This is a genomic window from Aliisedimentitalea sp. MJ-SS2, from assembly GCF_032586155.1.
Classification (GTDB): Bacteria; Pseudomonadota; Alphaproteobacteria; order Rhodobacterales; family Rhodobacteraceae; genus JAWHTC01.
Genome location: NZ_JAWHTC010000002.1, coordinates 249,690 through 272,109, shown reverse-complemented (window position 1 = coordinate 272,109; position 22,420 = coordinate 249,690). Strand labels below are relative to the sequence as shown.

Sequence of the window (22,420 nt, the reverse complement as noted above, 5' to 3'; positions counted from 1 at the left end):
GAGACAACCGGAGACGAAACATGGCAAATGCAAAAGGCAAAATCACCCAGGTGATCGGCGCCGTTGTGGACGTGCAGTTCGACGATCACCTGCCGGCGATCCTGAACGCACTGAACACCGACAACAATGGTAACAAACTGGTTCTTGAAGTGGCCCAGCACCTTGGTGAAAACACCGTGCGCTGTATCGCGATGGACGCCAGCGAAGGTCTGGTCCGCGGTCAGGAAGTTGTCGACACCGGCGACGCGATCACCGTTCCCGTGGGCAATGCCACACTGGGCCGCATCCTCAACGTTGTGGGCGAGCCCGTGGACGAAAAGGGCCCGGTCGAAACAGACGAAACCCGCGCCATCCACCAGGATGCGCCTGATTTCGATCAGCAATCGACCGAGTCGGAAGTTCTGGTTACAGGTATCAAGGTTGTTGACCTTCTGGCCCCCTACGCCAAAGGCGGTAAAATTGGCCTGTTTGGCGGTGCCGGCGTGGGCAAGACGGTTCTCATCATGGAACTGATCAACAACATCGCCAAAGTGCACTCGGGCCTGTCGGTTTTCGCCGGTGTGGGCGAGCGGACCCGTGAAGGTAATGACCTTTACCACGAGATGATCGAATCCGGCGTTATCGACATCGAAGATCTCGACAAATCGAAAATTGCACTGGTTTACGGCCAGATGAACGAGCCTCCCGGTGCGCGTATGCGGATCGCTCTGACCGGTCTGACCCTGGCCGAGCAGTTCCGTGACCAGTCGGGTTCGGACGTTCTGTTCTTCGTCGACAACATCTTCCGCTTTACCCAAGCGGGTTCGGAATGTTCGGCGCTTCTGGGTCGTATTCCTTCGGCGGTTGGTTATCAGCCGACGCTGGCCACCGACATGGGTGCCATGCAGGAACGGATTGCCTCGACCAAGTCGGGCTCGATCACCTCGGTGCAAGCCGTTTACGTTCCCGCGGATGACCTTACCGACCCTGCGCCTGCAACCTCGTTTGCCCACCTCGACGCAACCACCGTTCTGTCGCGTGCGATTTCGGAACTGGGTATCTACCCGGCCGTTGACCCGCTCGACTCGACCTCGCGTCTGCTTGACCCGTCGATCGTTGGTGAAGAGCACTACAAGGTGGCGTCGGACGTTCAGGAAATCCTGCAACGCTACAAGTCGCTGCAAGACATCATCGCCATCCTCGGCATGGACGAACTGAGCGAAGAAGACAAACTGGTCGTGGCCCGTGCCCGGAAAATCCAGCGCTTCCTCAGCCAGCCGTTCGACGTGGCGAAAGTGTTCACCGGTTCGGACGGTGTGCAGGTTCCGCTGGAAGACACCATCGCATCGTTCAAAGCGGTTGTGGCCGGCGAATACGACCACCTGCCCGAAGCGGCCTTCTACATGGTTGGCGGCATCGACGAAGTGATCGCAAAAGCCGAAAAACTGGCCGCGGAAGCCGCCTAATCTCAGCCTCTTGCCCACCCTTCGTAAAAGGGTGGGCCCGTAGGCTCTCACCAAGGAGAGAAACATGGCTGATACGATGCAATTCGATCTGGTAAGCCCGGAGCGCCGCCTTGCGTCATTGCAAGCCGCCGAGGTTCAGATCCCTGGTGCCGATGGCGATTTGGTCGCGATGCCCGGGCATATGCCCGTGGTCACCACGCTGCGTCCGGGTGTGCTTAAGGTTGCCGGCCCCGAGGGGGCACAGGAGTACCTGGTCACCGGTGGTTTTGCCGAGGTGAACGCCGAAAGCACGTCGATCCTGGCAGAGAAAGCAACGCCGATGGCCGAGGCCAAGGCGGACGATCTCGATCCGCTGATTGAGGCGGCTCAGGCTACCGCGAGCGAAGCCGAAGGCGCCGCACGCGATATGGCCGACAAGCAGCTGGCCGATCTTCAGGCCCTGCGCGAGGTTGTGGCCTGATCGCAGTCGAAAGAATTATGATCAAGGCCCGGGTCGCATGCGTGCCCCGGGCCTTTTTCTTTTGCATTTCCGAGCATTTGGCGGAATCCTGTCGGAACAGAATTAAGCGGGCCCCCGGTTCAGAATGAAGAAATTCAGCACCCACAGCATCGGGATCGCACAGGGCGATGACGTCATTTTCGAGGATTTCGAGGATGGCGGCGAGATGTGGACCGGCACGGGCCACCGCGAGCGGATCAAGGAGATCGAGTTCAGCGAGCCGTTCAAGGAGGTGCCAGCGGTGCATGTGTCGCTGTCGTTGTGGGACGTGGACAATGCCACCAACATGCGCGCCGAGGTCGATGCCGAAAATGTCACCGAGACCGGTTTCGAGCTGGTGTTCCGGACATGGGGCGATACCAAGGTCGCGCGGGTGCGGATCGGCTGGATGGCGATCGGGCCGGTAAAGAATGATGACGATTGGGAGTTGTATTGAGGACTGGTGGGGTGAAACCCCACCTTACGATACTTGGAAAAATCAATCGGCCGCCGGGAGGAACTGACTAGAAAAGCTCAGGTTATACACGTGGAATTCACCGTCAGGAGTGATTACAAGCTCGGTTATGTTTGCCTTTTGAAACTCGTCTTCTTTGATTTCATCATTGATCTTCAGACTGACGACAACCGGGCCGTCCTTCTTCCCCATGATCTTGTAATCGTATTCGACCGTTGCTCCGAAACAGGTGATTTCACCACCGTCGACAATCAACTCGGAACCGCTATCTTCCACCTCAACCCAAAGTCCCTGCATTTCGATTGGAAGTGGTTCCCGTCGATCAAACTGTTCCATCGTGTCTTCACCAGCCTTCACTGAATGCCCAACAAGCTGAAAACAAATGGTCACAACAGAAAATGCTAACGCAAGAGGTATTTTTTCGATAGGGTTCAATTTCATTGGGTGGTTCCCGAAATGGCATACATACTGAGACTGACCAAAGGTGGGTCACAAACACCGATTAGGTAATTAAGTACGCCAAGGAGTTTGCTCCACTCACCCAAACATCCCTTCGTAGATCGGCTCAAGCATATCCGTGTCGAACAGCGACGACACGGAGGTGCCGTTCCAGATGTTCAGGATCGCCTGGGCGAACATAGGGGCGGTGGGGACGATGCGGATATTGGCAGCACCCTTGACCGCTTCGGTGGGTTCGATGCTGTCGGTGATCACCAGCGACTTCATCACCGATTTGGTGATCCGGTCGACCGCAGGGCCTGAGAGCACGCCGTGGGTGATGTAGGAGTGGACCTCTTTGGCACCGTTCTCCATGATCACCTCAGCCGCCTTGCACAGCGTGCCAGCGGTGTCGCAGATGTCATCGACGATGATACAGCGTTTGCCTTTCACATCACCGATCACGGTCATCTCGGCCACTTCGCCGGGTTTCTCACGGCGTTTGTCGACGATGGCGAGCGGGGCGTTGATCCGTTTGGCCAGTTCGCGGGCGCGGGCCACGCCGCCCACGTCGGGCGAGATGATCATGACATCGGACAGGGTGTCCTTGAACTGGTTGCGGATATCGAGCGCGAAGATCGGGCTGGCATAGAGGTTGTCGACCGGGATGTCGAAGAAGCCCTGGATCTGGGCTGCGTGCAGGTCCATGGTCAGGACCCTTTCGATGCCGCACCCGGCGATCATGTTGGCCACGAGCTTGGCCGAAATTGGGGTGCGCGCCTTCGAGCGGCGGTCCTGGCGGGCATAGCCGAAATACGGGATCACGGCGGTGGTGCGGGCGGCCGAGGAGCGGCGCAGCGCGTCGGCCATGATCAAGAGTTCCATCAGGTTGTCGTTGGCCGGGTTCGACGTGGACTGGATGATGAACATGTCCTCGCCACGGACATTTTCAAACACCTCGACGAAAATCTCGCCATCGTTGAACCGCTCAACGCGGGTATCGACCAACTGGGTGGAAATGCCACGGTGCATCGACATGCGCCGTGCAATGGCCTTGGCCAATGGCAGGTTGGCATTGCCGGAAATGAGCTTGGGTTCTTTGGTAAAAGGCATGTCGAGCGTGGTCCCCAGAGTGTCTTGCGGACCGGGAGGTCCACAGAATCGCGACGTTGACACCGCTTAGCATCTCTCTAGTTTCGGGCAAAGCACTGGCCGCATAAATCTGGCCGGATTGACGCGCGGGAGGGCAGATTCATGCGGATCGACTACTATTTTTCACCCCTGAGTACTTATGCCTACTTGGCCGGGACGCGGCTGGAAGAGATCGCGGCGCGGTATGGGACAGAGATCACCTACAAGCCGATGGACATTATTGGCCTGTTCGCCCGCACCGGCGGGACCGCGCCCGCCGACAGACACCCATCACGGATGGACTACCGGGCGCAGGAATTGCGGCGCTGGTCGAAGAAGACCGGCTTGCCGCTTAATCCCAAGCCGATGTTCTGGCCGACCAACCCGGCACCGGCTTCTTACGCGATCATTGCGGCGCAGGACGCGGGTGGCGGCGATATGGGCAAGTTGGTGCATGGGGTTCTGCGCGCCTGTTTTGCCGAGGAAAAGGACGTGGCGGAGGATGCGGTTGTGGCCGAATGCCTGGAAAATGCCGGGTTCGATCCGGGACTGACCCTGTCGGGCATGCTGACCGGGGCCGAGACCTACGCCCGCAACACCGAAGAGGCGGTGGATGTGGGGGTTTTCGGCTCTCCCTTCTATGTCTGTGAAGACGGCGAGAAGTTCTGGGGCCAGGACCGCCTGGACGATCTCGAAGCACATCTGGCCGGCACCGCCTGAGATGCCAAAAGACCTGCGGGGTGGGCTACCGACCTATTGGACGGAATTCGGGCAGGGTGCGCGCGAGGCGCTTCTGATCCATTGCTCACTGGCCCATTCCGGGGCGTGGAAGGGCGTGGCAGGTTTGCTTGCGGACCAACTGCACATGCGAGCCTTTGACCTGCCGGGGCATGGGCGCAGCGACGACTGGCCCGGAGACGTGGACGTGCAGGAACTGGCAACGGCGATGGCGGCGGACCTGGTAGGGTCGGAGGGGCCGATGGACATTATCGGCCATTCCTTTGGAGCTACGGTGGCGCTGCGGTTGGCGATCGAGCATCCCGCGATGGTGCGTAGCCTTGTTCTGATCGAGAGTGTGATGGTCGCTGCAGCTCTGGCGGATGACGAGGTCGGTGCCAGTCAACATCTGGCGGACATGGCAGGCTACGCGGATGCGGTGGCGCGCGGGGACCGCGAGGCCGCGGCGCGGGAATTCATGAAGGAATGGGGGGATGGGACGCCGTGGGAGAAGCTGCCCGAGGCGCAGAAGGCGTTTCTTGTGAACCGAATTCACCTGATCGAGGCCAATGACGAGACGGTGATGAAGGACCAGCCCAGGATACTGGCGCGCAAGCTGATCGAACAGGTGAAGGTGCCGGTGCTGCTGATCCGCGGCGCGCAAAGCTCGCCCATCGTGGCGCCGATCCATGCGGCGATTTACCGTCGGTTGCCGCAGGCGCACAGCCTATCCATTGAGGGGGCGGGGCATATGGTGCCGATGTCCCATCCGGAGGCGGTGGCGCGGGAGATTGCCGGATTTCTGGAGGCCGTGCCCGGGTGATTTCCGCCCTCAGGCACCGCTCCCACTCTGTGTGACATCCTTGGGCGGAATTGAGGGTATGGGGTTTGAACCCGACCGCCCGTGTCGGTGTCGGAGCCTCCGGCGGGGATATTTGGCGCAAGAGGAAGACGTGAGGCCGTGATCAACCACGGGCCAGAGCAATGAACTGATCGATCTGCGCGTCGGAGATGGACCAGTCGCAGACCAGGCGGGCGGGCAGCATTTCGTCGGGAGCGCCGCTGTCGGGATTACCGGCCAGAACATAGTATTCCGCCCCGCCCGCCCGCAGGCGTTGATGGGCGGCGCGGGGCATCTGCAGGAAAATGATGTTGGCCTGGGGTTCCAGATCGAAACTGACCCCGGGCAGGCTGCGCAGACCGGTGGCAAGGCGGGTGCAGGCGGCGTTGGCGCGCCGGGCGCTGTCGAGCCAAAGGTCATCCGTCAGATAGGCCCCCATCTGGGCCGAGAGGTAGCGGTGTTTGGAAAACAGGTGCCCACCGCGTTTACGGCGGAGCTCGAACTCCCAAGCGTGGCCTGGATCGAAGAACAGCACCGCCTCGACCCCGAGGCAACCGTTCTTGGTACCGCCAAAGGACACCGCGTCGATGCCGAGTTTCCAGGTCATTTCTGCCGGAGTGCAATCGAGTGCGACAAGGGCATTGGCGAAGCGGGCGCCGTCGAGATGGCTTTTGAGGCCGTATTCATGGGCGGTGGCAGTGAGTTCGCTGAGTTCGTCCAGGGTGTAAATCTGGCCGCGTTCTGTGACCTGGGTGATCGAGACGGGGCCGCGCTGGGGGCCATGGACGCCGCGGGTTTCCTCGCCTTCGATCGAGGCGCGCAGGCTGGCGGCAGCCATCTTGTCATCCGTGCCTACGATGGTGAGCTTCGCACCGCCAGTATAGAACTCAGGCGCATTGCATTCGTCTTCGTGGATATGGGCGGTGGGGGAACAGAAAATCGTCTCCCACGGCTGGGTCAGGGTGGCCAGCGCCAGCGAGTTGGCGGTGGTGCCGGTGGCGACGAGAAAGACCTCGGCTTTGGGGGCCTCGAACACGTCGCGCAGGCGGTTGCGAACGCGGTCCATTCCTGGCTCGGCACCATAGCCCACAGCGTAGCCGCTATTGACGTCGGCCAGCGCCTGGATCACCTGCGGGTGGGCGGGGCCTGCGTTGTCGGAGGCAAAGAACATGTGTGCGCCTTTCAGCAAAAGTGGGAACCGGTTTTGCGCCGGGATAGGCGCCAGCTAAACCGGCTCTTCGATGATGTGGTCTTCCCAATCGTCTTCTTCGATGCCGAACTCTGGCACGGTGCGGTGCTGCATGGAAACCCCCGCGTCATGCACGCTCTGCGCGTCCTCGGTCAGTAGCGGGTGCCAGTCGGGCAGCGCCGCGCCGGTCCAGAGCAGGCGATAGGCGCAGGTGCGGGGTAGCCAGTAGGCATGTTGTTCGATGGTCTTGGGGGTGAGCGAGATGCATTCCGGCACGAACTGTCGGCGGATGTCATATTGGGAGCAGCGGCAGGTTTCGTCGTCGAACAGGCGACAGGCGACGCGGGTCAGAGCAACTTCGCCTGAGTCGGCATCCTCAAGCTTGTTGAGGCAGCATTTGCCGCAGCCGTCACACAGCGCCTCCCATTCCTTGTCCGTCAGGCGGGACAGGGGTTTGCTTTGCCAGAAACGCGGTGCGAGCCCCGCGCGGTCGATCGGATCGGCGTTCATGTCGTGGTGGTTTCGCCAGCGAGGATTTCGCGCGCGCGCAGGCAATCGGCGTCCATCTGTTTGATCAGCGCGTCAAGGCTGTCGAATTTCTCTTCAGGGCGCAGGTATTCGACCAGGCCTATCGACAAGGGCGTACTGTAAAGATCGCCTGAAAAATCAAAGAGAAAGGTCTCCAGGTTGGGTTTGTTTTCACCGAACATCGGCCGCACGCCCATCGAGGCCGCGCCATGGTAGCTGCCCTTGTGCGGGCCTTCCAGAACATCGGCCAACACTGCATAGACGCCGAACTTCGGCGGGTGCAACCCGTCGATAGACATGTTGGCGGTCGGGTAGCCCAGCTCGCGACCACGTTGATCGCCGCCGATCACAGTGCCTTCGATCCGGTGCCAATGACCCAGCATCGCGGCGGCATCGCGTGGGCGGCCTTCGGAGAGCGCATTGCGGATCGCGGTCGAGCTGACCTCGCCTTTGTCACCATGCAGCAAATCGGCGATGGTCACACCGAAGCCCATCTCATTGCCAAAGTGCTTGAGGTCGTCAACGTCACCAGCGCGCCCCTTGCCAAAGCAGAAATCGGCGCCGACAACCACGTGTTTAAGCCCCAGCCCGTCGCGGATCACGTTCGCGGCAAACTCTTCCGGGGTAAATCCGGACATGACGGCGTTGAAGTTGAGCTCATAAAGCCGGTCGACGCCGAGCTTTTCCAGACGGTGAGTCCGGGCCTCGGAAGACATCAGTCGGAAGGGTGGGGCCGAGGGGGCGAAATACTGGCGTGGGTGCGGCTCGAACGTCATGATGCCGAGGGGCGCGCCGATCTGATCGGCCTTTGCCCGGGTCAGGTCGATCACCGAACGGTGGCCAAGATGCACGCCATCGAAGTTGCCGATGGCGGCGGCGGCGCCCTTGTCGGCGTCGGAAACATATGTGTAGTCGCGGATGATACGCATGGGGGATGCGTAGCGTTGCACGGCGGAAGGTGCAAGCTGTTGCTCGTCTCACCTTGCGGCTTGTCTCGCGAGGCTGCCTGTTGGGATGGGAGAGCAGAGAAGATTAATCGAATTTGGCCGAGGGAGCCAGCACCGTGGCCTCGCCGACCAGAACCTTCTTGCCATCCACGAGGCAGCGGCAATCGAGCCGCACGCGGCGCTTGGCCGGGTCGATGTCGATCACCTCGACCTCGGCTCGGACCGTGTCGCCGGGGCGCACGGGCGCAAGGAATTTGAGAGACTGGCCCATGTAGATCGTGCCATGGCCCGGAAGCTGTTCGCCGATCACCGCCGAGATCAGGCCGGCGGTCAGCATGCCATGGGCAATGCGGCCTTCAAAGATCGTGTCCTGGGCATAATCGTCATCGAGGTGCACCGGGTTACGGTCGGTCGAGACCTGCGCGAACATCTCGATGTCTTCATCGGTGACGACCTTCTGAACATAGCGCATCATCCCCATCTCGATTTCTTCGATGGTGATGGTTCCGCGTGGCAGGTTGTCCAACATTCCGCCCTCCCTGGGCATGTGCATGCGTAATTTTTGGGCATCTACGCCCGGCTGTTGGCAACTTTATTACTTTGCAGGTGCAGAAAATCAAGCCCCAAAATGGCCTATCGCAGCTGTCCGATCGCATAGGTGGGCGAGATCATTTCCGTTTGAAGATAGGTGCTTAGCGCGTTTTTGTCCGGCTGATGCGACGTTTTTGTGATGTCGCGGGCCAGCCCGCCGGTGATGTAGAGGGAATCGATATCCTCGCCCATGGCGCCCTGGATATCGGTATGTAGCCCGTCACCGATGGCAAGGATGCGGGATTCGGGCGGCAACGCGCCCATCTCGCCCAGCCGGCGGCGGGCCAGATCATAGATCGGCGGGTGCGGTTTGCCGAAATAGAGGCTCTCGCCGCCCATCTCGGTATAGAGCCGTGCCAGTGCCCCGGCACACCATTCGCGGACCTCGCCGCGATCGACCACGATATCCGGATTGGCGCAGAGCAGTTTCAATCCCTTCTGCTTGGCATAGAGCAGGCGGCCACGTTCAACCTCGGGGTCGGCCATGGGATCGTCGGGGCCGCAGCAGACGATGCCTTCGGCCTGTTCCAGCGAGACGCGTTCGATGCTGACCGGGTCTTCGATCACGTGGATCGGCTCAAAGAACTCCTCGTCACGCTGCCATTCGCCCATGAACAGCACCTTTTCACCGACCACGCCGCGGAACATCGCCGCACGGGCGCTGTCGCCCGAACTGGCAATCGTGTCCCAGCTGTCGCGCGGCACGCCGAACCCGTCGAGCTGTACCGCCACCCCGGCGCGGGGTTTGGGCGAGTTGGTGACCAGAACCACCTTGCCACCGTTGGTGCGATACTGCTGCAATGCAGCAACTGCCTCGGGCAGGGCGCGGACGCCATCATGCACGCAGCCCCAGAGATCGACAAAAAGGGCGTCGTACTTGTCCGAGACCTGGAAAAGGTTGTCGATAATGCGGGTCATGAGTTGGTTCCTGAAAATGACGGATTTGGACCCTATATGAAACAAAGCAAGAGAATATGGAAATGGTATCCTGAAGGGGTAAAGGTAGCGTACGGTGCAGCTTCTTGAGTTTTCGATTGCGGGTCTGCGGTCTGCCCGACACGGTTTCGGCAATCCGGATCATCCGGCACGGGTCACGCTTTTCCCGATGGTGCATGTGGGCGAGGCGGATTTCTTTCAGCGGGTCTATGATGATGCCTTTGATCATGATGTGGTTTTGTTCGAGGGGGTGCGGTCGCCTGTTGTTCGCAACATCACCCGGGCCTATCGCTGGATCAACGTGGATCGTCTGGGGCTGGTGGTGCAGCCGCGCACCCAAGGTTATCCGGGAAAGGCGCGCGAAGTGCACGCCGATTTGAGCCCGGAAGAGTTTCATGCGGTTTGGCGTCAGGTTCCTCTGTGGCTTCGCTTGGCGGCTCATGTGGTCGCGCCGCTAATGGGCGTGAAAAAGCGGTTTACTGCGACCCGGGAAAACATTGGTCGGCGCCTTGGCCTTGATGATTATTCCTCGCGTAACACCGTGATGAGCTGGTCGCCGGAAACGGCCGGGTTTCACCTTGCGATCTTGACGGCAAGAGACGAACGGTTGTGCGAGGCCTTGCACGAAGTTCTGAAAGACTTGCGAGAGGGCGGTGGGTCGGTTGCAATCGTCTATGGCGCAATGCACATGCAGGCCGTCATCAGAATGCTGGATCAGCAGGGTTTTCGCGTCCGTGAAAGCGCGTGGATGACTGTGTTTTCTGCTTAAAATCTCTGTGGCAGTGTCCGGTCCAGCATCTGCGCCCATTGCGCATAGGCGGGTTCGGACGGGTGGAAGCCATCGGCGGCGACGTATCTGGGTTCGAACGGCAAGTTGAGCGGCAGGTGGGTGGTGTCCGGGTTGTTGCTGCAGAGTTGCGCCAGTGCGGCGTCGAACCGCGTGGCGGTGCGCCCAAGGGTCCAGCGCAGCGGTTGGGGCAGCAGGGGGAAATGCCCCATCGGGGGCAGGCCCGAGGAGATGATATGCCTTGTTTCCAGATGGTTACGCAGGTGGTCATGGATCGCCCGGCGGCGTGACAGGAAGCGCGAGAGAGGGACTTGATGGGTGACGTCATTCACCCCAAGGGCGACGATGGCGATGTCGAACGGTTCGCCGGGCAGGGATTGCAGATGCTTCAGAGCGGAGGCCGAGGTGGCACCGGTTTCGGCCTCGAGCTGCCACGTCAGGGCGACACGCTGGCCGAGGGTCTGGGCCAGTTGTCCCGACAGCGCCAGCGATTGATGCGAGGCACCGACTCCGGCGGCGGAGCTGTCTCCAAGGATCAGTAGCCGCAGGGTTGGCCCCTGTCCCAGTTTGCCGCACCGGGGACCGGGCGGTTCCGGCAGGATCAGAGCGCGTTTGCGGACCTGGAGCGCCTGCACCAGCAGGATCGGTGAGAGGGCGAGTTTGGCGAACGTGTCGATGGGCATCGGAGTGTTTTTTGCAGGGGCGTTTGAACGCAAAAGGGCGCCCTGTCTGGACGCCCTTTCAGACTTGTTTTCGAAGGGCTTAGACCGCCAGATTGGGGATGATCTGCTTCTTGCGGCTCATGATACCGGGCAGGACCACGGTGTCGCCATCGGCGTCGGCGTCAAAGCTTTTCTTGGCAAGGGTTTTGACCAGATCGTTGGGGACCAGCAGGGTGGCTTCCTCATTGAGGATATCAACGACGAACAGCAGCACCTGATCAACGCCATCCTCGGCGGCGACGTCATTCATGGCGGCCATCAGGCTGTCCTTGCGGTCGAGCACGGTGGCCGGGGCGGTGGTTTCCAGAACCGAAACGCGGAACTTGGTGTCGCCGACACCGTATTCCTTGGAGTCCATGCGCAGCAGATCGGCATCCGAAAAGGCCGAGACGTCGGATTTCGCGGCGAACATGTCGGCAGAATAATCTGCGATGTTGATGTCCAGATCGGCGGCCAGTTTCTCGGCCACGGCGCGGTCGTGGTCGGTGGTGGTAGGCGAGCGGAATTCCAGCGTATCAGACAGGATACAGGTCAGCGCCGCGCCTTTGATGGCGTCAGGCATCTTGCTGTAATCGTTGCCGATTTTGTCAACCATGATGGTCGCGGTGCAAGCCAGTGGGCGAATGGTGATGTCGATGGGGCCGGCGGTTTCCAGACCTCCGACCAGCTTGTGATGGTCGATGATTTCACGCACGTCAGCGCCGTTGATATTGGCGGGCAGCTCGGCCGGATTGTTGGTGTCGACGACAACACAGGCCTGACCGTCGGTCACATCGGCGATGATCTCGGGCTTGTCGAGGCTCCAACGGGTCAGCATGAAGGCGGCTTCGGTGTTGGGTTCGCCGAGAAGCACGGGCTTGGCCTCTACACCTTTGATTTCATTGAGGTACCAGGCCCAGATGATGGGCGAACCGGTGCTGTCGGTGTCGGGGCTTTTGTGGCCGAATACGAGCGTGGTCATGGGGTGCAAATCCTATCCGAAAATGGCGTGTCGCGGCGGGTTATACGGCGGCAGGGCGGGCTTGTCACGGGGGAGAAATCAGGGTGTTGCCGCGTTGCAGCATCGCGGCGAAATCAACCTTTGATTAAGGTTAATGAATGAGACCCAAGGGCGGAAACCAGGGGGCTGGTATCCGTCTGCTTTCTGTCGGGTACCTGTCGAGCGTTCGGTGGGGTAAGGAAATTCTGCGCCGCGGCGTTAGCGGCACGCACGGTGGATTCACAATCGCGGCAGGAGGCGTTAACCTGTGGCCATGAGCAAGCCCACCGAAACCGATCTCTACCTGCCGGTCAAAACCTTTCTCGAAGCGCGGGGTTACGAGGTGAAAGGCGAGGTTGGCGCGGCCGATGTGGTGGCGGTGCGCGTGGCAGAGGAACCGCTGATCGTCGAGCTGAAACTGGGATTTTCACTGCAACTTTTGCAACAGGCGGTGGCGCGGCAATCGGTCAGCGACACGGTCTATGTCGCGGTGCCGCGCTGGAAGGGCAAAGCCGGTTGGCGGACGTTCAAGGGCAATGTCGGGTTGTGCAAGCGGCTGGGTGTCGGGGTTCTGTCAGTGCGGCTTAAGGATGGCCACGTTCAGGCGCATTGCGATCCGGTGCCGTTTCAGCCGCGCAAATCGAAGCTGCGCAAGGCGGCGCTCCTGAAGGAATTCGATGCGCGCGAAGGTGATCCGAACAAGGGTGGCATGGCGCGCGAGACCATCGTGACGGCGTATCGCCAGGGGGCGCTGCGTTGTGCCGAGTTTCTTGAGATCAACGGGCCATGCAAGGGGGCGCTGGTGGCGAAGATGACCGGGGTGGTCAGGGCCACGACGGTGATGCGCGACAACCATTACGGCTGGTTCATCAAGATCGACAAGGGCATCTACGGGCTGAGTGAGGCCGGGCGCGGCGCGGTGGGGCCGCTGTTGAGTGAGGAACCTTCAGCCTGACAAATGATGCAACTGGTTTGGATGACGTGCGATCCCCGCAATCGGTCCTGATGCCGCGAAAAGTGTTCCGGAATGTCGCGACTGCATTCGCGCGCCGACGTGTTAGATTGTCGGCCACGACACTTCACGGGAAGGCGGTTGCCGATGTTTGCCATGCGGCCAGTCCTCGTCTTGATAGCATTGTTCGGCGGCGCCGATGTGGCGCAGGCCGGGCCGGTGAGATGCCCGGATGTTGATGTCGTGGTCGAGCAGCAGTTGAACGGCGATCTCGCGGTGATCTGTCGAGGTGCGCGAAGGGCGATCACGTTTCTTGCAGAACAAGGCGCACCCCAGCGGGCGCCGGTTCGGATAGATGTCGTTTCGGTGTTGCCGACCGGTCATCCCGAGGCTGTGGGCTGTTTTGATGCGGCGGCCGGCAAGGCCTATGTCGTCGGCCGCGATGCCTGTGTCGGTGACGGCAAACGGATGTCGGCCTTTCTGGTGCCCTTTGATGCGCGCGTCTACGAGAGTTACGTCGCGCATGAAGTGGCCCATGCGATTGCCGCGCAGAACTTCGAAGTCGCGGCCCCGTCGCGGACAAGCCACGAATATATCGCAGCAGTGGTTCAGCTTGGGGCGATGGATGGCGTGCTGCGGGATGAAATTCTTTCGGTGATGCCGGGGCAGGGGTTTGACCGGGACATGGAGATCAACCTGTTTGGCTACCAGGTCGACCCGGGCTATTTTGCGGCGCAGTCCTACCGGCATTTTCAAATGCCCGGAAACGGAGCGGGCTATTTTACCAAGCTGTTTTCGGGACAGGTTTTATTGCCGGATTACGAGCCCTATTGAGGTTTGGGGCTGTCTGTCTTTTTGGAACACACGTGCAAGAAAATGCGGTGAGATTCGGGTCGGAGTATCGGGCACGATCTGTACCGTCCGTTCCGATGCTGAGTGGCGCGGTCAGGTGGCGCTAAACCGGCTCCGGGGCTCTAGTGTTTGCCGATCAGGTCCATGGTGATCGAGCGGCCGAACAGGCGTTCGGCATTCCTGTAGGCGAGTTTTTCGGCCACGTCGCGGGGCAGGTACGAGAGCCATTCACGGTTCGAAGCGATGATGCCCGAGTAGTCGTCCCACTGGCTGTTGACCCAGGTGTCGCTGCCCACCATCAGTCGGTCCTGGAAAGTCATGATGATGTTCTCCCATTCGCGATCGAGTCCATCCGGTGCTGCAAGGATGTCCCATTCGCGCAGAGAGGTATCGGCGACAAGCGTCGGGTAGTCCTTCATCAGGTCGTAGACCATGTCGGCGCTTTCGCCGAGCCCCGCATGGGCCCAGATGATTTTTACCTCCGGGTCCAGCGAATAGAGCCAGCGGATCGGCGTCGGGCCGGAATGGACATGCAGGTAGATGTCATGCTCTTTCGCCATGGCGATGATGTCGCGAAACAGCGGTTCGTCGGAGGTGTCGAGCCGGTGGATGTGGAACTCGCCGATACCTTCATGCGGGTAGGCCTTGAGGCGTTTCTCAAGATAGCCTTTCATGCCCGCCGCCTTGGTCCAGTTCGACGAGTTGGCGTCCTTATGGTAGGGGCGCAGCTCCGGTACGATGCGGTTCGGGGCGTGTTGCCAGAGCATGATCGTGCCCTTGTCGGGCGTCGAGGAGACAAGCGCCATGGCGACGCCGTTTTTGTCCATCAGCTCGATGACGCTTTCAACCGGGTAGGCCTGCCAGGCCGGTTCCTTGTAGTGCATGTGGGCATCGAAGATCGGGACCTCGTGGATCGCATCGCCGATCGGGGCATGAGTGCCATCTGCCAGGGCGGAAAGCGGTAATGCGGCGAGAAGTGCGGTGAGAACGGCTCGGAGCATTGCGTTATCCCTGGCGGCGGATGAAATCGGAGACGAGCGAGACGATTTCCGGGGCCAGCAGCGGTGTGATGATGTGGCCCATGCCTTTTATCGCATGGTATTCCGAGCCGGGGATATGGGCCGCGATTTCGGCGCCCATGTCGACCGGGATCAGGGTGTCGTCGACACCGTGGATCACCAGGCAGGGCGTGGTGACATTTGCCAGAAGCGGGCGGCGGTCGGGGGCGGCCATGGTGGCCAGCAGCTGGCGGTTGATGCCGGCGGCGTCCGAGCCACGGGAATAGGCCAGACGCGCCTCGGCGCGGATGTCTTCCTCGGCCATCGGGTATCCGGGCGAGCCGAAGCTTGCGTGGCCCGCGACCCAGTTGTCCTGGGCCTCGTCCAGGGTTTCCGGATAGACCAGCAGGCGCGGCAGGATCTCGGCCAGGTGGCCGCGATCCAGCAGCGGGCGGCAGGCGGTCATGACGATGGTGTCGGTGAGGAGCCGGTCGGGGTATTGTATCGCTAGGATCTGGGCGATGGCGCCGCCCATGGAGATGCCGAAGATATGGGCACGGTCGATCCCCAGCACATCCATCAGGCCAATCACGTCTGCGGCCATGTCGTCGAGGGAATAGGCCGGGGGAATGTCGGTCCCGGCCAGGGCAAGGGCGCTGATCTCGTCGGGATCCTCGGGGACACCCGGTGCGGGGCAGCGTTGCGAAAGGCCGACGTCGCGGTTGTCGAAGGTGATGCAACGGAACCCGGCTTTGACGAAGCCCTGGACGAAATTCCCGGGCCAGTGCACCAGTTGCGTGCCCAGGCCGCGGATCAGGAGGATAGCGGGTGCGTCCTTTGGGCCGTGATCTTCGGCCTCAATGGAGATTCCGTTGGCGGTGATCTGCATGGGGTTACCTTTCGAGGAAGCGGTCAAAGGCGGGCAGGCCTTCGGAGATGTGATGGAAGGGCTGGGCATCGCAAGTGAAGATGGCCATCGCGGGCGCGCCATACATCGTGGCCGGGTCGTCCAGCGTGCCGATCTTGATTACCAGATAGTCGCGCCACGGGATGCGGGTGGCAATATGTGTGCCGCAGGTCGGGCAGAATTCACGGGTGACGGCGCGATCGAGATCGGGGCGGGTGAACTGGCCCGGCATTCCGGATGTGTAGGAAAACCCGTCTTCCGGCATCATCATGAAATAGTTGGGTCCGCCACCGGAGATGTACTGGCACTCACGGCAATGGCATTGCGCCTTGAGGACAGGGTCGCCCGTGGCTTTGTAGTGCAGGGCACCGCAATAGCATCGTCCGGTGAGGGTCATCTGGGGCTCCTAGTTCTGCGAGAGGGAGAGTCTTTCGATGGCAAAGCCACGTTCGGACAATAGGTTCAGAATGCCATCGTCGCCGGGCAGGTGTCCGGCCCCGACCGCAACAAAGACCTCGTGACCGATAGCTCTGGCTTCGATCTCCTCAATCCACTCGTGGTTGCGTCGGGTCAGCAGGACCTGTTCGAATTTGCCGAAATCCTCGGTCGCCGTGGTGCCGCCATGCTGGATCGACAGCATCCGGCCATATTCCCACAACAACGCGATTTTGCCCGCCTGGTACATGTTGAGCAGTGTGGTCTGCAGGTCATCCGGGTCGTGCGGCAAATCAAGCGAGAGTTTGATCATGTCGACCTGCTCCTCCTGCGAGAAACTGTCGAGCACCCGCACGGCGGTCATCGGGTCCTCGATCGATCGGGTCTCGTGGCCGGTATCGGCCAGGGCTTCCGACAGGCGCGCGTCGATGCCCTTGGTGCCTTTGCTCTGTTCACGAAACTGGCAGGGTGACATGCCAAGGAACATCGACACGAAAATCGGCTTGACCTTGGCCACCATGAAAGATGGCATGCCACGGTCGGACATCAGGGTGCGCAAGCGCTGCCAGTCGGTCTCGTCCAGCATTTCAGGCAAGGTGGGGCCATCGGTAATGAACATCACCGTCGCGTCGGTTTTGGCGCGCAGCTCGAACGCCTGCATGTCGTCATACCCCATTTCGAAATAGCTGAAATCGGCGGCCTGGGCATGCGGCAGGAGGGCGTCGAGTTGGGCATCGGTCCGGTCGTGGGCAATGTGATAGGTGCCGAAGATTGTCAGGACCGTATCGCCGCGGGTGGCCCGCCAGAACAGGCCTTCGGGGTAAGGCGCGATCCCTGCGCGGGCCTCGAGCCGGAGCCGGTCCTCGGTTGGCATTTGCGGCAGAAGATCATTGCCGCCGCATTCGAAGGCGCGCAGCGGTGAAGCAAGTAAGAGCAAGAAAAGGAGGAGTAATCGCAATGGTCGGTTTCCGTATTCGGTGGGCGTTTGGAACACGCTAGAACAAAGCTGGGCGCGTTTGAACCTTTGCGTTACGTTCGGCTGTGACAATGTGGAGCGCAGACACATGGTGACCCAACAGGACAAATTCGAGACTTTCGAGGCGTTGCACCGGCGCGGCGGGGCCTTTGTGATGCCCAATGCCTGGGATGCGGGGTCGGCCCGGGTGCTGAGCCACCTGGGGGCCGAGGCGATTGCGACCACCTCTGCCGGGTACGCCTTTTCCGTGGGCAAACGGGATTCGTTTGCCGGGCTGACGCGGGGTGAGATTCTGGACAATGCCGCGGCGATTGTCGGGGCCAACGATGTGCCGGTCTCGGCGGACCTGGAGGATGGGTTCGGTGAAGCGCCTGCGACCTGTGCCGAGACGGTGCGGATGGCGGCGGAGATCGGGCTGGTCGGTGGTGCAATCGAGGATGCAACAGGCAACACGGATGATCCGATCTTCGGGTTCGACCTGGCGGTGGATAGGATCAGGGCGGCGGCGGAGGCAGCAAAGGGCCTGCCGTTCTTGCTGACCGCGCGGGCCGAGAATTACCTTTATGGTCGCCCCGATCTGGCGGACACGATTGCACGGTTGCAGGCGTTTTCCGAGGCGGGGGCGGATGTGCTCTATGCTCCCGGGTTGCCGGATCTGGAGAGTATAGCAACAGTGTGTCGGGAAGTGGATAAACCGGTAAACGTGGTGATGGGGTTGTCCGGGTTGCAGGCCACGCGGGACGAGCTGTCCCGTGTCGGTGTAGCCAGGATCAGCACTGGCGGGTCACTGGCACGCACGGGATGGGGGGCAGTCTGGCGCGCGGCGCAAGAGATGCTGGGCCACGGCACGTTTACCTATGCCGGGGACGCGGTGCCGGACGCGCAGATGGCGGCGTTGATGGTGCCGGGCAAGGTGGATGGGCGGGGGTGATCCAACAGCCCTTTCCCGCAACCGGGTCGAGTATCCAATCTTGGCCCGGAACTGCCAGTTGCCGAACAAAGGCCGCACGGCTGTGCTGCGAGGTTTGCTGTCGTTCGCTTCCCGGCTTGCCCCGTGATGGAAGCTAACCCATAGTAGCCCTGTTCTCAGGGCGGGGCGGAATTCCCCACCGGCGGTAAGTGGCTTCGGCCATAAGCCCGCGAGCGCCTCTTCGGGCTTCGGAGAGGGACAAGCAGATCAGGTGCAACTCCTGAGCCGACGGTCATAGTCCGGATGAAAGAGAATGTGTCGCGGGTGCCTTTGGGGCGGCCCGTGCACGTGATCGCCTTGGGTGACGTGTCTGTTACGAAAGGAGATCACACCATGACACACACCCGATTTGCATTTGTGAAAGCTGGCTGGCACGCCGAGATCGTCGATCAGGCGCTGATAGGGTTTTGCGAGGTTATCCCGGAGGCGCAGGTCGACGTGTTCGACGTGCCCGGGGCGTTCGAAATGCCGCTTGTGGCGCGCGACTTGGCGGCGACGGGGCGCTTCGGTGCCGTGGCCTGTGCCGCTTTTGTCGTTGATGGCGGGATATACCGGCATGATTTCGTGGCACAGGCGGTGGTCGACGGGCTGATGCGGGCCGGGCTGGACACCGGGGTGCCGGTGCTGTCGGTGTCGCTGACCCCGCATCATTACCAGGAGACGGCGCATCACGATGCGATCTATCAGGCGCATTTCGTAGAAAAGGGGCGCGAGGCCGCCCAGGCGGCGCTGGGGGTAACAACGATGCGCGCGGCGATCGCGGCCGAATAGCCGGGGTTTGCAAAGGCGGTCATCCCGGCAGAGGCCCGGGGTGACCGCAGATGTGTTTTGGCGCGGGTCAGTCCATGACCGTCACACGCACGTAATCCCCCCGATTGCCGCGCCCATAGATCCGTACAAGCACCGAATCGGAATACCCGTTGACGAGCGTTCGCGCGGCGCCGGGATCGATGTGGCCGTTCATGACCATGCGCTCCATGATCGCGCGGTTTTCGATACTGGAGAAGAAATTGTCGCCCGTATCGCCGCGGTGCCGAATGCCGAACCGGTGGTAGTTGGCGCGGTCCTGACGCAGGATTTGCCAGGGTTGCGTCAGTCTTTTGCCCTTGGAATTGTAGAGGTCTTCGTTGCCGATCACTGCGACATAGCTTCCCACCAGTTCCTGGGATAACGCGCTTTGCCCGGTAACCGATGCCAGTGCAATCAGGATGGCAGACGCAAAGTGTTTCATATTTCCTTCTCCGTTTCTTGAGGCCGTCATTCGGTTTTCATACGCGAATAGATGATCAGTTCCGGGCGGTATTCGAAATGCATCCCGTCGTAATGGTGCCATTTGCCGCCCCAGATGAAGCCGTAACGCTCGAAGGCTTCGACAACCGCCTGCGGAATCTTGTTGTCATAGGTACCGACCTTGCCGACGGGCGCGCCCTGCCATTTCCAGTAGCCGCCAAGTTTGGTGTTCAGGTCGACGGCGGCCCCGTAGGAATGCACGCTCAGGCGGTCGGTGCCGCTGATCTTGCGCCAGTTGAAACTGCCGCCAGCGTTTTGGAACACTTGCGGATCGGTGGTGCCGATGTCGGTGAGAACGGCCTGCAATTGGCAGGCGACCCCACGTTTGCGCGTGACGTTGAACGAGGCGCGGTCGCCGCTGGAGGTTACCCTGGTCAGGGTTTTGCGGGCCTCGGATTTGGACCCGAAATAGAGCGCGCGCATGAAGCCTTCATTGCGCACCCGCCCGGGATCGTTCCACGGCGTGCGTCGTTGCGACAGGTCGAACTCTAGCGGGTAGAGGTAGCGAAACTGATCGCCGACCGTGGGAGCTTTCAGTATATCCGGCGGCGGCCTGTCCGTCGCCGTCCGGAAGGGGATACTGGCGCCGTTTTCGAAGGTGAATGTCCGGGTTGTGTCCGAGTAGGTGACATCGGGATAGGCAATGAGAATGCTGGCGACGGAGGCATTTTGATGCACCGCGGCAAGCTGGATCTCGGCAAAGTTGACCGGTGTGCAGGTCGGGCTTTCCGCATGAGCCGAGCCTGAGACAAGCGGCGCCAGAAGGAGCGATCCGAAGAGGAAATGGCGGATGAGCATATACGCCCTCGCAAAAAAGTCTTGCCGCGTGATCATGCGTTCCAGTGTACCCGAGGGTCAACGCGAAACTTCCGGTCGTCGGGACCTGTCAGGCGCGTAGCCCGGCGGGTTTGTCAGGGATCACCGGCTTGCCATGGGGTGTGCGCAGGAAGGCCTCGGTCCACAGCGTTTTCATCTCGTCCAGCAACTGCGGGGCAACAATGTCTTTTTCCACCATCATCTGCTCCAGCGCCGAGACCCAGGCGAGGTAGTAATCCTCGCTGCCGTCCAACGCGTGGTCCTGGCGCATCTCGTTCAGCTGGGCGCCGAACATCCGGGTCCATTCGGGCCAGGTGAAATGCCCGGCTTCGTTCATTGCCACGGCAAGGGCAAAGACCTGACCGTGCCAGGGGGCCTCGAAACTGGCGGGCGGTTCGGGGGGTGGCGAGGGACAGGTGGTCATGGGGCGGCCCTTTCGAGATAACTTTGCCACAGGTCCAGAACCATGGAGTCGCCAGCGTCTTCGGCGTCGCCGTCCCAGAGGTCGACCGCGGCAAATTCGACGGCATAAAGCGGTTCGGGCGCTTCGCCCATGAAATGGGCGTTGCTGTCGGGCAGGACATGGTTGCCGTGGCGCATCACGACAGTGCCGGTGCGGCCCATGGCGTAACCGGGCAGGCGGGTGTGGCCGCCATGGATGGTGGTGTTCGGACTGTAGTTTGCCGTGCGCACGCGGTCGCCGATTTGGAACAGAGGTTCCGGGCCGGAATCGCGGCTGTAGGGGGTGATCTTGACCTGCGAGGGGGCGACGTCGGCAGGGCGGATCGCCTTTTCGTGCAGGGGTTTCGGAGCGTTTGCAGTGGCTGTGCCATCGGCGAGTTGCCCGGCGCGGATCAGGTCGTCGGTCGAGAGGAAACCGCGTTCGACCAGCAGGTCGGCAAGGGCCGCCATCCAGCGTTCGTAATAAGAGAACCGGGCATAGTCGCGCGGGCGAAGGGCCTCGCGGGCGTGACGGCCTGCGTCGATGTTCCAACCGCCAAGAAAACCCGAGCTCACGGTGACGGCCATGGCGGTGGCGTGCCAGTCATGGTGAAAGACTTCTGCGTCGTCCTTGTCGGGGATGGTGCCTTCGCCGAAGCGGCCACCCATGTCGTGGATGCGGCTCATGGCTGGTCCCCCGGTGGGGTGGCCAGCGCGGTGCCGATCATCGAATTGCGACTGACAAGGTCGGTGAGCTGTTCCTCGGTCATGCCTTCGGTGCCATCGGGGCGCATGGGGATGACGAGGTAGCGGACCTCGGCCGAGCTGTCCCAGACGCGGACCTTTTGGGTGGGCAGGAGTTTGACACCGAATTCGTCCAGCACGGCGCGGGGTTCGCGCACGGCGCGGGACCTATAGGCATCGGATTTGTACCAGGCCGGTGGGATGCCGAGGATCGCCCAAGGGTAGCAGGAGCATAGGGTGCAGACGACCATGTTGTGCTGTTCGGGGGTGTTTTCGACGGCGACCATGTGTTCGGATTGACGACCCTGGAAGCCGAGTTCGGCAATGGTGTCTGTGCCGTTTTCCAAGAGGCGCTTCTTGTAGTCCGGGTCGGTCCAGGCCCGGGCCACCACCTGCGCGCCGTTGCGCGGGCCGATCTTGTTTTCATAGGTGTCGATGAGGGCATTCAGGGACGCGGGGTCGACGAGGCCCTTTTCCACCAGAATGCTTTCCAGCGCCCGGGCACGGAGTTCCGGGTCCGAGGGCAGCAGGGAATGCGGGTGATCGTCGTGGTGATCGTGGGGCATGGGGCGGTCCTATGCTTACGGTGTGGGGGAATACGGGCATAGGGGGAGGAGCATGTCAATATTGGGGACCTGTCAGTGCGGATGACGCTAGTCCAGCATCTGGAGAGCGGGAATCGTGATGTGATTTTCCCAAAGTTTTTGTTGAGAAGTGACGAAAGGCGAGCATTGGGAGGAACGTAGATTACGGCGTGGTTTTGCTCAGTGAAGGCAAGGTTCGGTCCGGGAAAAGCGCAACGCCAACCTGAGTTGACCGTTTGGTCGTGTTGACC

At 61.2% G+C, this 22,420-nt stretch carries 28 protein-coding genes and 1 riboswitch; of the genes, 10 read left to right on the top strand and 18 right to left on the bottom strand.

Features of this window, described 5'->3' with window-relative positions:
* Positions 1 to 20 precede the first annotated feature (20 nt).
* From atpD to RXV86_RS07795, 3 genes are all read left to right on the top strand, one after another.
* Entirely contained in the window at positions 21 to 1,445 is a 1,425-nt protein-coding gene (gene atpD / locus RXV86_RS07805; protein WP_316298929.1) for a F0F1 ATP synthase subunit beta, read from the top strand.
* 64 nt (positions 1,446 to 1,509) lie between these two features.
* Positions 1,510 to 1,905 carry a F0F1 ATP synthase subunit epsilon gene (locus tag RXV86_RS07800; RefSeq protein WP_316298927.1) on the top strand — a complete coding sequence of 132 codons (396 nt, stop codon included), beginning with the start codon at positions 1,510 to 1,512 and terminating at the stop codon, positions 1,903 to 1,905.
* 124 nt (positions 1,906 to 2,029) lie between these two features.
* On the top strand, positions 2,030 to 2,380 hold the full coding sequence (locus RXV86_RS07795; RefSeq protein ID WP_316298926.1) for an H-type lectin domain-containing protein: 351 nt from the start codon (positions 2,030 to 2,032) through the stop codon (positions 2,378 to 2,380).
* Positions 2,381 to 2,422: 42 nt separating this feature from the next.
* Here the strand turns inward: RXV86_RS07795 and RXV86_RS07790 are convergent, their stop codons facing one another.
* The gene (locus tag RXV86_RS07790) at positions 2,423 to 2,839 is read right to left on the bottom strand and encodes a hypothetical protein (protein WP_316298924.1); all 417 of its coding nucleotides are present in this window, start codon (positions 2,837 to 2,839) and stop codon (positions 2,423 to 2,425) included.
* A gap of 96 nt (positions 2,840 to 2,935) precedes the next feature.
* On the bottom strand, positions 2,936 to 3,949 hold the full coding sequence (locus RXV86_RS07785) for a ribose-phosphate pyrophosphokinase (RefSeq protein WP_316298921.1): 1,014 nt from the start codon (positions 3,947 to 3,949) through the stop codon (positions 2,936 to 2,938).
* A gap of 141 nt (positions 3,950 to 4,090) precedes the next feature.
* Here RXV86_RS07785 and RXV86_RS07780 point away from each other — a divergent pair, with 141 nt between their 5' ends.
* Together RXV86_RS07780 and RXV86_RS07775 are read left to right on the top strand one after the other, a co-directional pair.
* Entirely contained in the window at positions 4,091 to 4,687 is a 597-nt protein-coding gene (locus tag RXV86_RS07780) for a 2-hydroxychromene-2-carboxylate isomerase (RefSeq protein ID WP_316298919.1), read from the top strand.
* Position 4,688: 1 nt separating this feature from the next.
* A complete protein-coding gene (locus RXV86_RS07775) occupies positions 4,689 to 5,507 on the top strand; it encodes an alpha/beta hydrolase (RefSeq protein ID WP_316298916.1) in 819 nt (272 codons plus the stop codon).
* 142 nt (positions 5,508 to 5,649) lie between these two features.
* Here RXV86_RS07775 and RXV86_RS07770 read toward each other — a convergent pair whose 3' ends face one another.
* From RXV86_RS07770 to RXV86_RS07750, 5 genes are all read right to left on the bottom strand, one after another.
* A complete protein-coding gene (locus RXV86_RS07770; protein ID WP_316298914.1) occupies positions 5,650 to 6,696 on the bottom strand; it encodes a low specificity L-threonine aldolase in 1,047 nt (348 codons plus the stop codon).
* A gap of 54 nt (positions 6,697 to 6,750) precedes the next feature.
* Entirely contained in the window at positions 6,751 to 7,224 is a 474-nt protein-coding gene (locus RXV86_RS07765; RefSeq protein WP_316298912.1) for a YcgN family cysteine cluster protein, read from the bottom strand.
* Positions 7,221 to 8,171: a bifunctional riboflavin kinase/FAD synthetase gene (locus RXV86_RS07760; protein WP_316298910.1), complete on the bottom strand. Its 951-nt coding sequence runs from the start codon at positions 8,169 to 8,171 to the stop codon at positions 7,221 to 7,223. The genes RXV86_RS07765 and RXV86_RS07760 overlap by 4 nt, the downstream gene beginning before the upstream one ends.
* 103 nt (positions 8,172 to 8,274) lie before the next feature.
* Positions 8,275 to 8,718 (bottom strand): MaoC family dehydratase, encoded by a 444-nt coding sequence (locus RXV86_RS07755; protein ID WP_316298908.1) that lies wholly within the window; start codon positions 8,716 to 8,718, stop codon positions 8,275 to 8,277.
* A gap of 104 nt (positions 8,719 to 8,822) precedes the next feature.
* Positions 8,823 to 9,698: a TIGR01459 family HAD-type hydrolase gene (locus RXV86_RS07750; RefSeq protein ID WP_316298906.1), complete on the bottom strand. Its 876-nt coding sequence runs from the start codon at positions 9,696 to 9,698 to the stop codon at positions 8,823 to 8,825.
* A gap of 94 nt (positions 9,699 to 9,792) precedes the next feature.
* Between RXV86_RS07750 and RXV86_RS07745 the strand changes: the two genes are divergently transcribed.
* The gene (locus tag RXV86_RS07745; protein ID WP_316298905.1) at positions 9,793 to 10,485 is read left to right on the top strand and encodes a hypothetical protein; all 693 of its coding nucleotides are present in this window, start codon (positions 9,793 to 9,795) and stop codon (positions 10,483 to 10,485) included.
* On the opposite strand, the gene RXV86_RS07740 is transcribed toward RXV86_RS07745, so the two are convergent.
* Both RXV86_RS07740 and RXV86_RS07735 read right to left on the bottom strand, forming a co-directional pair.
* The gene (locus RXV86_RS07740) at positions 10,482 to 11,186 is read right to left on the bottom strand and encodes an SGNH/GDSL hydrolase family protein (RefSeq protein WP_316298903.1); all 705 of its coding nucleotides are present in this window, start codon (positions 11,184 to 11,186) and stop codon (positions 10,482 to 10,484) included. The genes RXV86_RS07745 and RXV86_RS07740 overlap by 4 nt on opposite strands.
* 79 nt (positions 11,187 to 11,265) lie before the next feature.
* Entirely contained in the window at positions 11,266 to 12,186 is a 921-nt protein-coding gene (locus RXV86_RS07735; RefSeq protein ID WP_316298901.1) for a manganese-dependent inorganic pyrophosphatase, read from the bottom strand.
* A 292-nt stretch (positions 12,187 to 12,478) separates the two neighbouring features.
* Here RXV86_RS07735 and RXV86_RS07730 point away from each other — a divergent pair, with 292 nt between their 5' ends.
* Together RXV86_RS07730 and RXV86_RS07725 are read left to right on the top strand one after the other, a co-directional pair.
* Positions 12,479 to 13,159: a DUF2161 domain-containing phosphodiesterase gene (locus tag RXV86_RS07730; RefSeq protein ID WP_316298899.1), complete on the top strand. Its 681-nt coding sequence runs from the start codon at positions 12,479 to 12,481 to the stop codon at positions 13,157 to 13,159.
* Between the two features lie 171 nt (positions 13,160 to 13,330).
* On the top strand, positions 13,331 to 13,990 hold the full coding sequence (locus tag RXV86_RS07725) for a DUF6639 family protein (protein WP_316298898.1): 660 nt from the start codon (positions 13,331 to 13,333) through the stop codon (positions 13,988 to 13,990).
* Positions 13,991 to 14,130: 140 nt separating this feature from the next.
* Here the strand turns inward: RXV86_RS07725 and RXV86_RS07720 are convergent, their stop codons facing one another.
* From RXV86_RS07720 to RXV86_RS07705, 4 genes are read right to left on the bottom strand one after another with little or no spacing between them, the layout of a single operon-like run.
* On the bottom strand, positions 14,131 to 15,009 hold the full coding sequence (locus tag RXV86_RS07720) for an amidohydrolase family protein (RefSeq protein ID WP_316298897.1): 879 nt from the start codon (positions 15,007 to 15,009) through the stop codon (positions 14,131 to 14,133).
* A 4-nt stretch (positions 15,010 to 15,013) separates the two neighbouring features.
* Positions 15,014 to 15,895, bottom strand: a complete 882-nt coding sequence (locus RXV86_RS07715) for an alpha/beta hydrolase (protein ID WP_316298896.1) — start codon at positions 15,893 to 15,895, stop codon at positions 15,014 to 15,016.
* Positions 15,896 to 15,899: 4 nt separating this feature from the next.
* Positions 15,900 to 16,310, bottom strand: coding sequence for a GFA family protein (locus RXV86_RS07710; protein WP_316298895.1), 411 nt, complete (start codon positions 16,308 to 16,310; stop codon positions 15,900 to 15,902).
* Between the two features lie 9 nt (positions 16,311 to 16,319).
* Positions 16,320 to 17,285, bottom strand: coding sequence for a TraB/GumN family protein (locus tag RXV86_RS07705; RefSeq protein ID WP_316298893.1), 966 nt, complete (start codon positions 17,283 to 17,285; stop codon positions 16,320 to 16,322).
* Between the two features lie 127 nt (positions 17,286 to 17,412).
* Here RXV86_RS07705 and RXV86_RS07700 point away from each other — a divergent pair, with 127 nt between their 5' ends.
* Positions 17,413 to 18,255, top strand: a complete 843-nt coding sequence (locus RXV86_RS07700; protein WP_316298892.1) for an isocitrate lyase/phosphoenolpyruvate mutase family protein — start codon at positions 17,413 to 17,415, stop codon at positions 18,253 to 18,255.
* Positions 18,256 to 18,402: 147 nt separating this feature from the next.
* A riboswitch (FMN riboswitch) is annotated at positions 18,403 to 18,553 on the top strand.
* A gap of 74 nt (positions 18,554 to 18,627) precedes the next feature.
* Complete coding sequence (locus RXV86_RS07695) at positions 18,628 to 19,065, top strand: 6,7-dimethyl-8-ribityllumazine synthase (RefSeq protein ID WP_316298890.1); 438 nt, start codon at positions 18,628 to 18,630, stop codon at positions 19,063 to 19,065.
* A 67-nt stretch (positions 19,066 to 19,132) separates the two neighbouring features.
* On the opposite strand, the gene RXV86_RS07690 is transcribed toward RXV86_RS07695, so the two are convergent.
* The 5 genes from RXV86_RS07690 to nthA form a co-directional block, all read right to left on the bottom strand.
* A complete protein-coding gene (locus RXV86_RS07690; protein ID WP_316298888.1) occupies positions 19,133 to 19,525 on the bottom strand; it encodes a hypothetical protein in 393 nt (130 codons plus the stop codon).
* 26 nt (positions 19,526 to 19,551) lie between these two features.
* Positions 19,552 to 20,382 (bottom strand): M15 family metallopeptidase, encoded by an 831-nt coding sequence (locus RXV86_RS07685; protein ID WP_316298887.1) that lies wholly within the window; start codon positions 20,380 to 20,382, stop codon positions 19,552 to 19,554.
* Between the two features lie 88 nt (positions 20,383 to 20,470).
* Positions 20,471 to 20,824, bottom strand: a complete 354-nt coding sequence (locus RXV86_RS07680; RefSeq protein ID WP_316298885.1) for a nitrile hydratase accessory protein — start codon at positions 20,822 to 20,824, stop codon at positions 20,471 to 20,473.
* Complete coding sequence (nthB, locus tag RXV86_RS07675; RefSeq protein ID WP_316298884.1) at positions 20,821 to 21,528, bottom strand: nitrile hydratase subunit beta; 708 nt, start codon at positions 21,526 to 21,528, stop codon at positions 20,821 to 20,823. Before nthB ends, RXV86_RS07680 begins: the two co-directional genes overlap by 4 nt.
* Entirely contained in the window at positions 21,525 to 22,151 is a 627-nt protein-coding gene (nthA, locus tag RXV86_RS07670; RefSeq protein ID WP_316298883.1) for a nitrile hydratase subunit alpha, read from the bottom strand. The genes nthB and nthA overlap by 4 nt, the downstream gene beginning before the upstream one ends.
* Positions 22,152 to 22,420: the final 269 nt, after the last annotated feature.

What these genes read in the sequence shown, in the direction of transcription:
- atpD (WP_316298929.1), top strand. Translation starts at nt 21, where the DNA reads ATGGCAAATGCAAAAGGCAAAATCACCCAGGTGATCGGCGCCGTTGTG.
- RXV86_RS07800 (WP_316298927.1), top strand. Translation starts at nt 1,510, where the DNA reads ATGGCTGATACGATGCAATTCGATCTGGTAAGCCCGGAGCGCCGCCTT.
- RXV86_RS07795 (WP_316298926.1), top strand. Translation starts at nt 2,030, where the DNA reads ATGAAGAAATTCAGCACCCACAGCATCGGGATCGCACAGGGCGATGAC.
- RXV86_RS07790 (WP_316298924.1), bottom strand. Translation starts at nt 2,839, where the DNA reads ATGAAATTGAACCCTATCGAAAAAATACCTCTTGCGTTAGCATTTTCT.
- RXV86_RS07785 (WP_316298921.1), bottom strand. Translation starts at nt 3,949, where the DNA reads ATGCCTTTTACCAAAGAACCCAAGCTCATTTCCGGCAATGCCAACCTG.
- RXV86_RS07780 (WP_316298919.1), top strand. Translation starts at nt 4,091, where the DNA reads ATGCGGATCGACTACTATTTTTCACCCCTGAGTACTTATGCCTACTTG.
- RXV86_RS07775 (WP_316298916.1), top strand. Translation starts at nt 4,689, where the DNA reads ATGCCAAAAGACCTGCGGGGTGGGCTACCGACCTATTGGACGGAATTC.
- RXV86_RS07770 (WP_316298914.1), bottom strand. Translation starts at nt 6,696, where the DNA reads ATGTTCTTTGCCTCCGACAACGCAGGCCCCGCCCACCCGCAGGTGATC.
- RXV86_RS07765 (WP_316298912.1), bottom strand. Translation starts at nt 7,224, where the DNA reads ATGAACGCCGATCCGATCGACCGCGCGGGGCTCGCACCGCGTTTCTGG.
- RXV86_RS07760 (WP_316298910.1), bottom strand. Translation starts at nt 8,171, where the DNA reads ATGCGTATCATCCGCGACTACACATATGTTTCCGACGCCGACAAGGGC.
- RXV86_RS07755 (WP_316298908.1), bottom strand. Translation starts at nt 8,718, where the DNA reads ATGTTGGACAACCTGCCACGCGGAACCATCACCATCGAAGAAATCGAG.
- RXV86_RS07750 (WP_316298906.1), bottom strand. Translation starts at nt 9,698, where the DNA reads ATGACCCGCATTATCGACAACCTTTTCCAGGTCTCGGACAAGTACGAC.
- RXV86_RS07740 (WP_316298903.1), bottom strand. Translation starts at nt 11,186, where the DNA reads ATGCCCATCGACACGTTCGCCAAACTCGCCCTCTCACCGATCCTGCTG.
- RXV86_RS07735 (WP_316298901.1), bottom strand. Translation starts at nt 12,186, where the DNA reads ATGACCACGCTCGTATTCGGCCACAAAAGCCCCGACACCGACAGCACC.
- RXV86_RS07730 (WP_316298899.1), top strand. Translation starts at nt 12,479, where the DNA reads ATGAGCAAGCCCACCGAAACCGATCTCTACCTGCCGGTCAAAACCTTT.
- RXV86_RS07720 (WP_316298897.1), bottom strand. Translation starts at nt 15,009, where the DNA reads ATGCTCCGAGCCGTTCTCACCGCACTTCTCGCCGCATTACCGCTTTCC.
- RXV86_RS07715 (WP_316298896.1), bottom strand. Translation starts at nt 15,895, where the DNA reads ATGCAGATCACCGCCAACGGAATCTCCATTGAGGCCGAAGATCACGGC.
- RXV86_RS07710 (WP_316298895.1), bottom strand. Translation starts at nt 16,310, where the DNA reads ATGACCCTCACCGGACGATGCTATTGCGGTGCCCTGCACTACAAAGCC.
- RXV86_RS07700 (WP_316298892.1), top strand. Translation starts at nt 17,413, where the DNA reads ATGGTGACCCAACAGGACAAATTCGAGACTTTCGAGGCGTTGCACCGG.
- RXV86_RS07695 (WP_316298890.1), top strand. Translation starts at nt 18,628, where the DNA reads ATGACACACACCCGATTTGCATTTGTGAAAGCTGGCTGGCACGCCGAG.
- RXV86_RS07690 (WP_316298888.1), bottom strand. Translation starts at nt 19,525, where the DNA reads ATGAAACACTTTGCGTCTGCCATCCTGATTGCACTGGCATCGGTTACC.
- RXV86_RS07685 (WP_316298887.1), bottom strand. Translation starts at nt 20,382, where the DNA reads ATGCTCATCCGCCATTTCCTCTTCGGATCGCTCCTTCTGGCGCCGCTT.
- RXV86_RS07680 (WP_316298885.1), bottom strand. Translation starts at nt 20,824, where the DNA reads ATGACCACCTGTCCCTCGCCACCCCCCGAACCGCCCGCCAGTTTCGAG.
- nthB (WP_316298884.1), bottom strand. Translation starts at nt 21,528, where the DNA reads ATGAGCCGCATCCACGACATGGGTGGCCGCTTCGGCGAAGGCACCATC.
- nthA (WP_316298883.1), bottom strand. Translation starts at nt 22,151, where the DNA reads ATGCCCCACGATCACCACGACGATCACCCGCATTCCCTGCTGCCCTCG.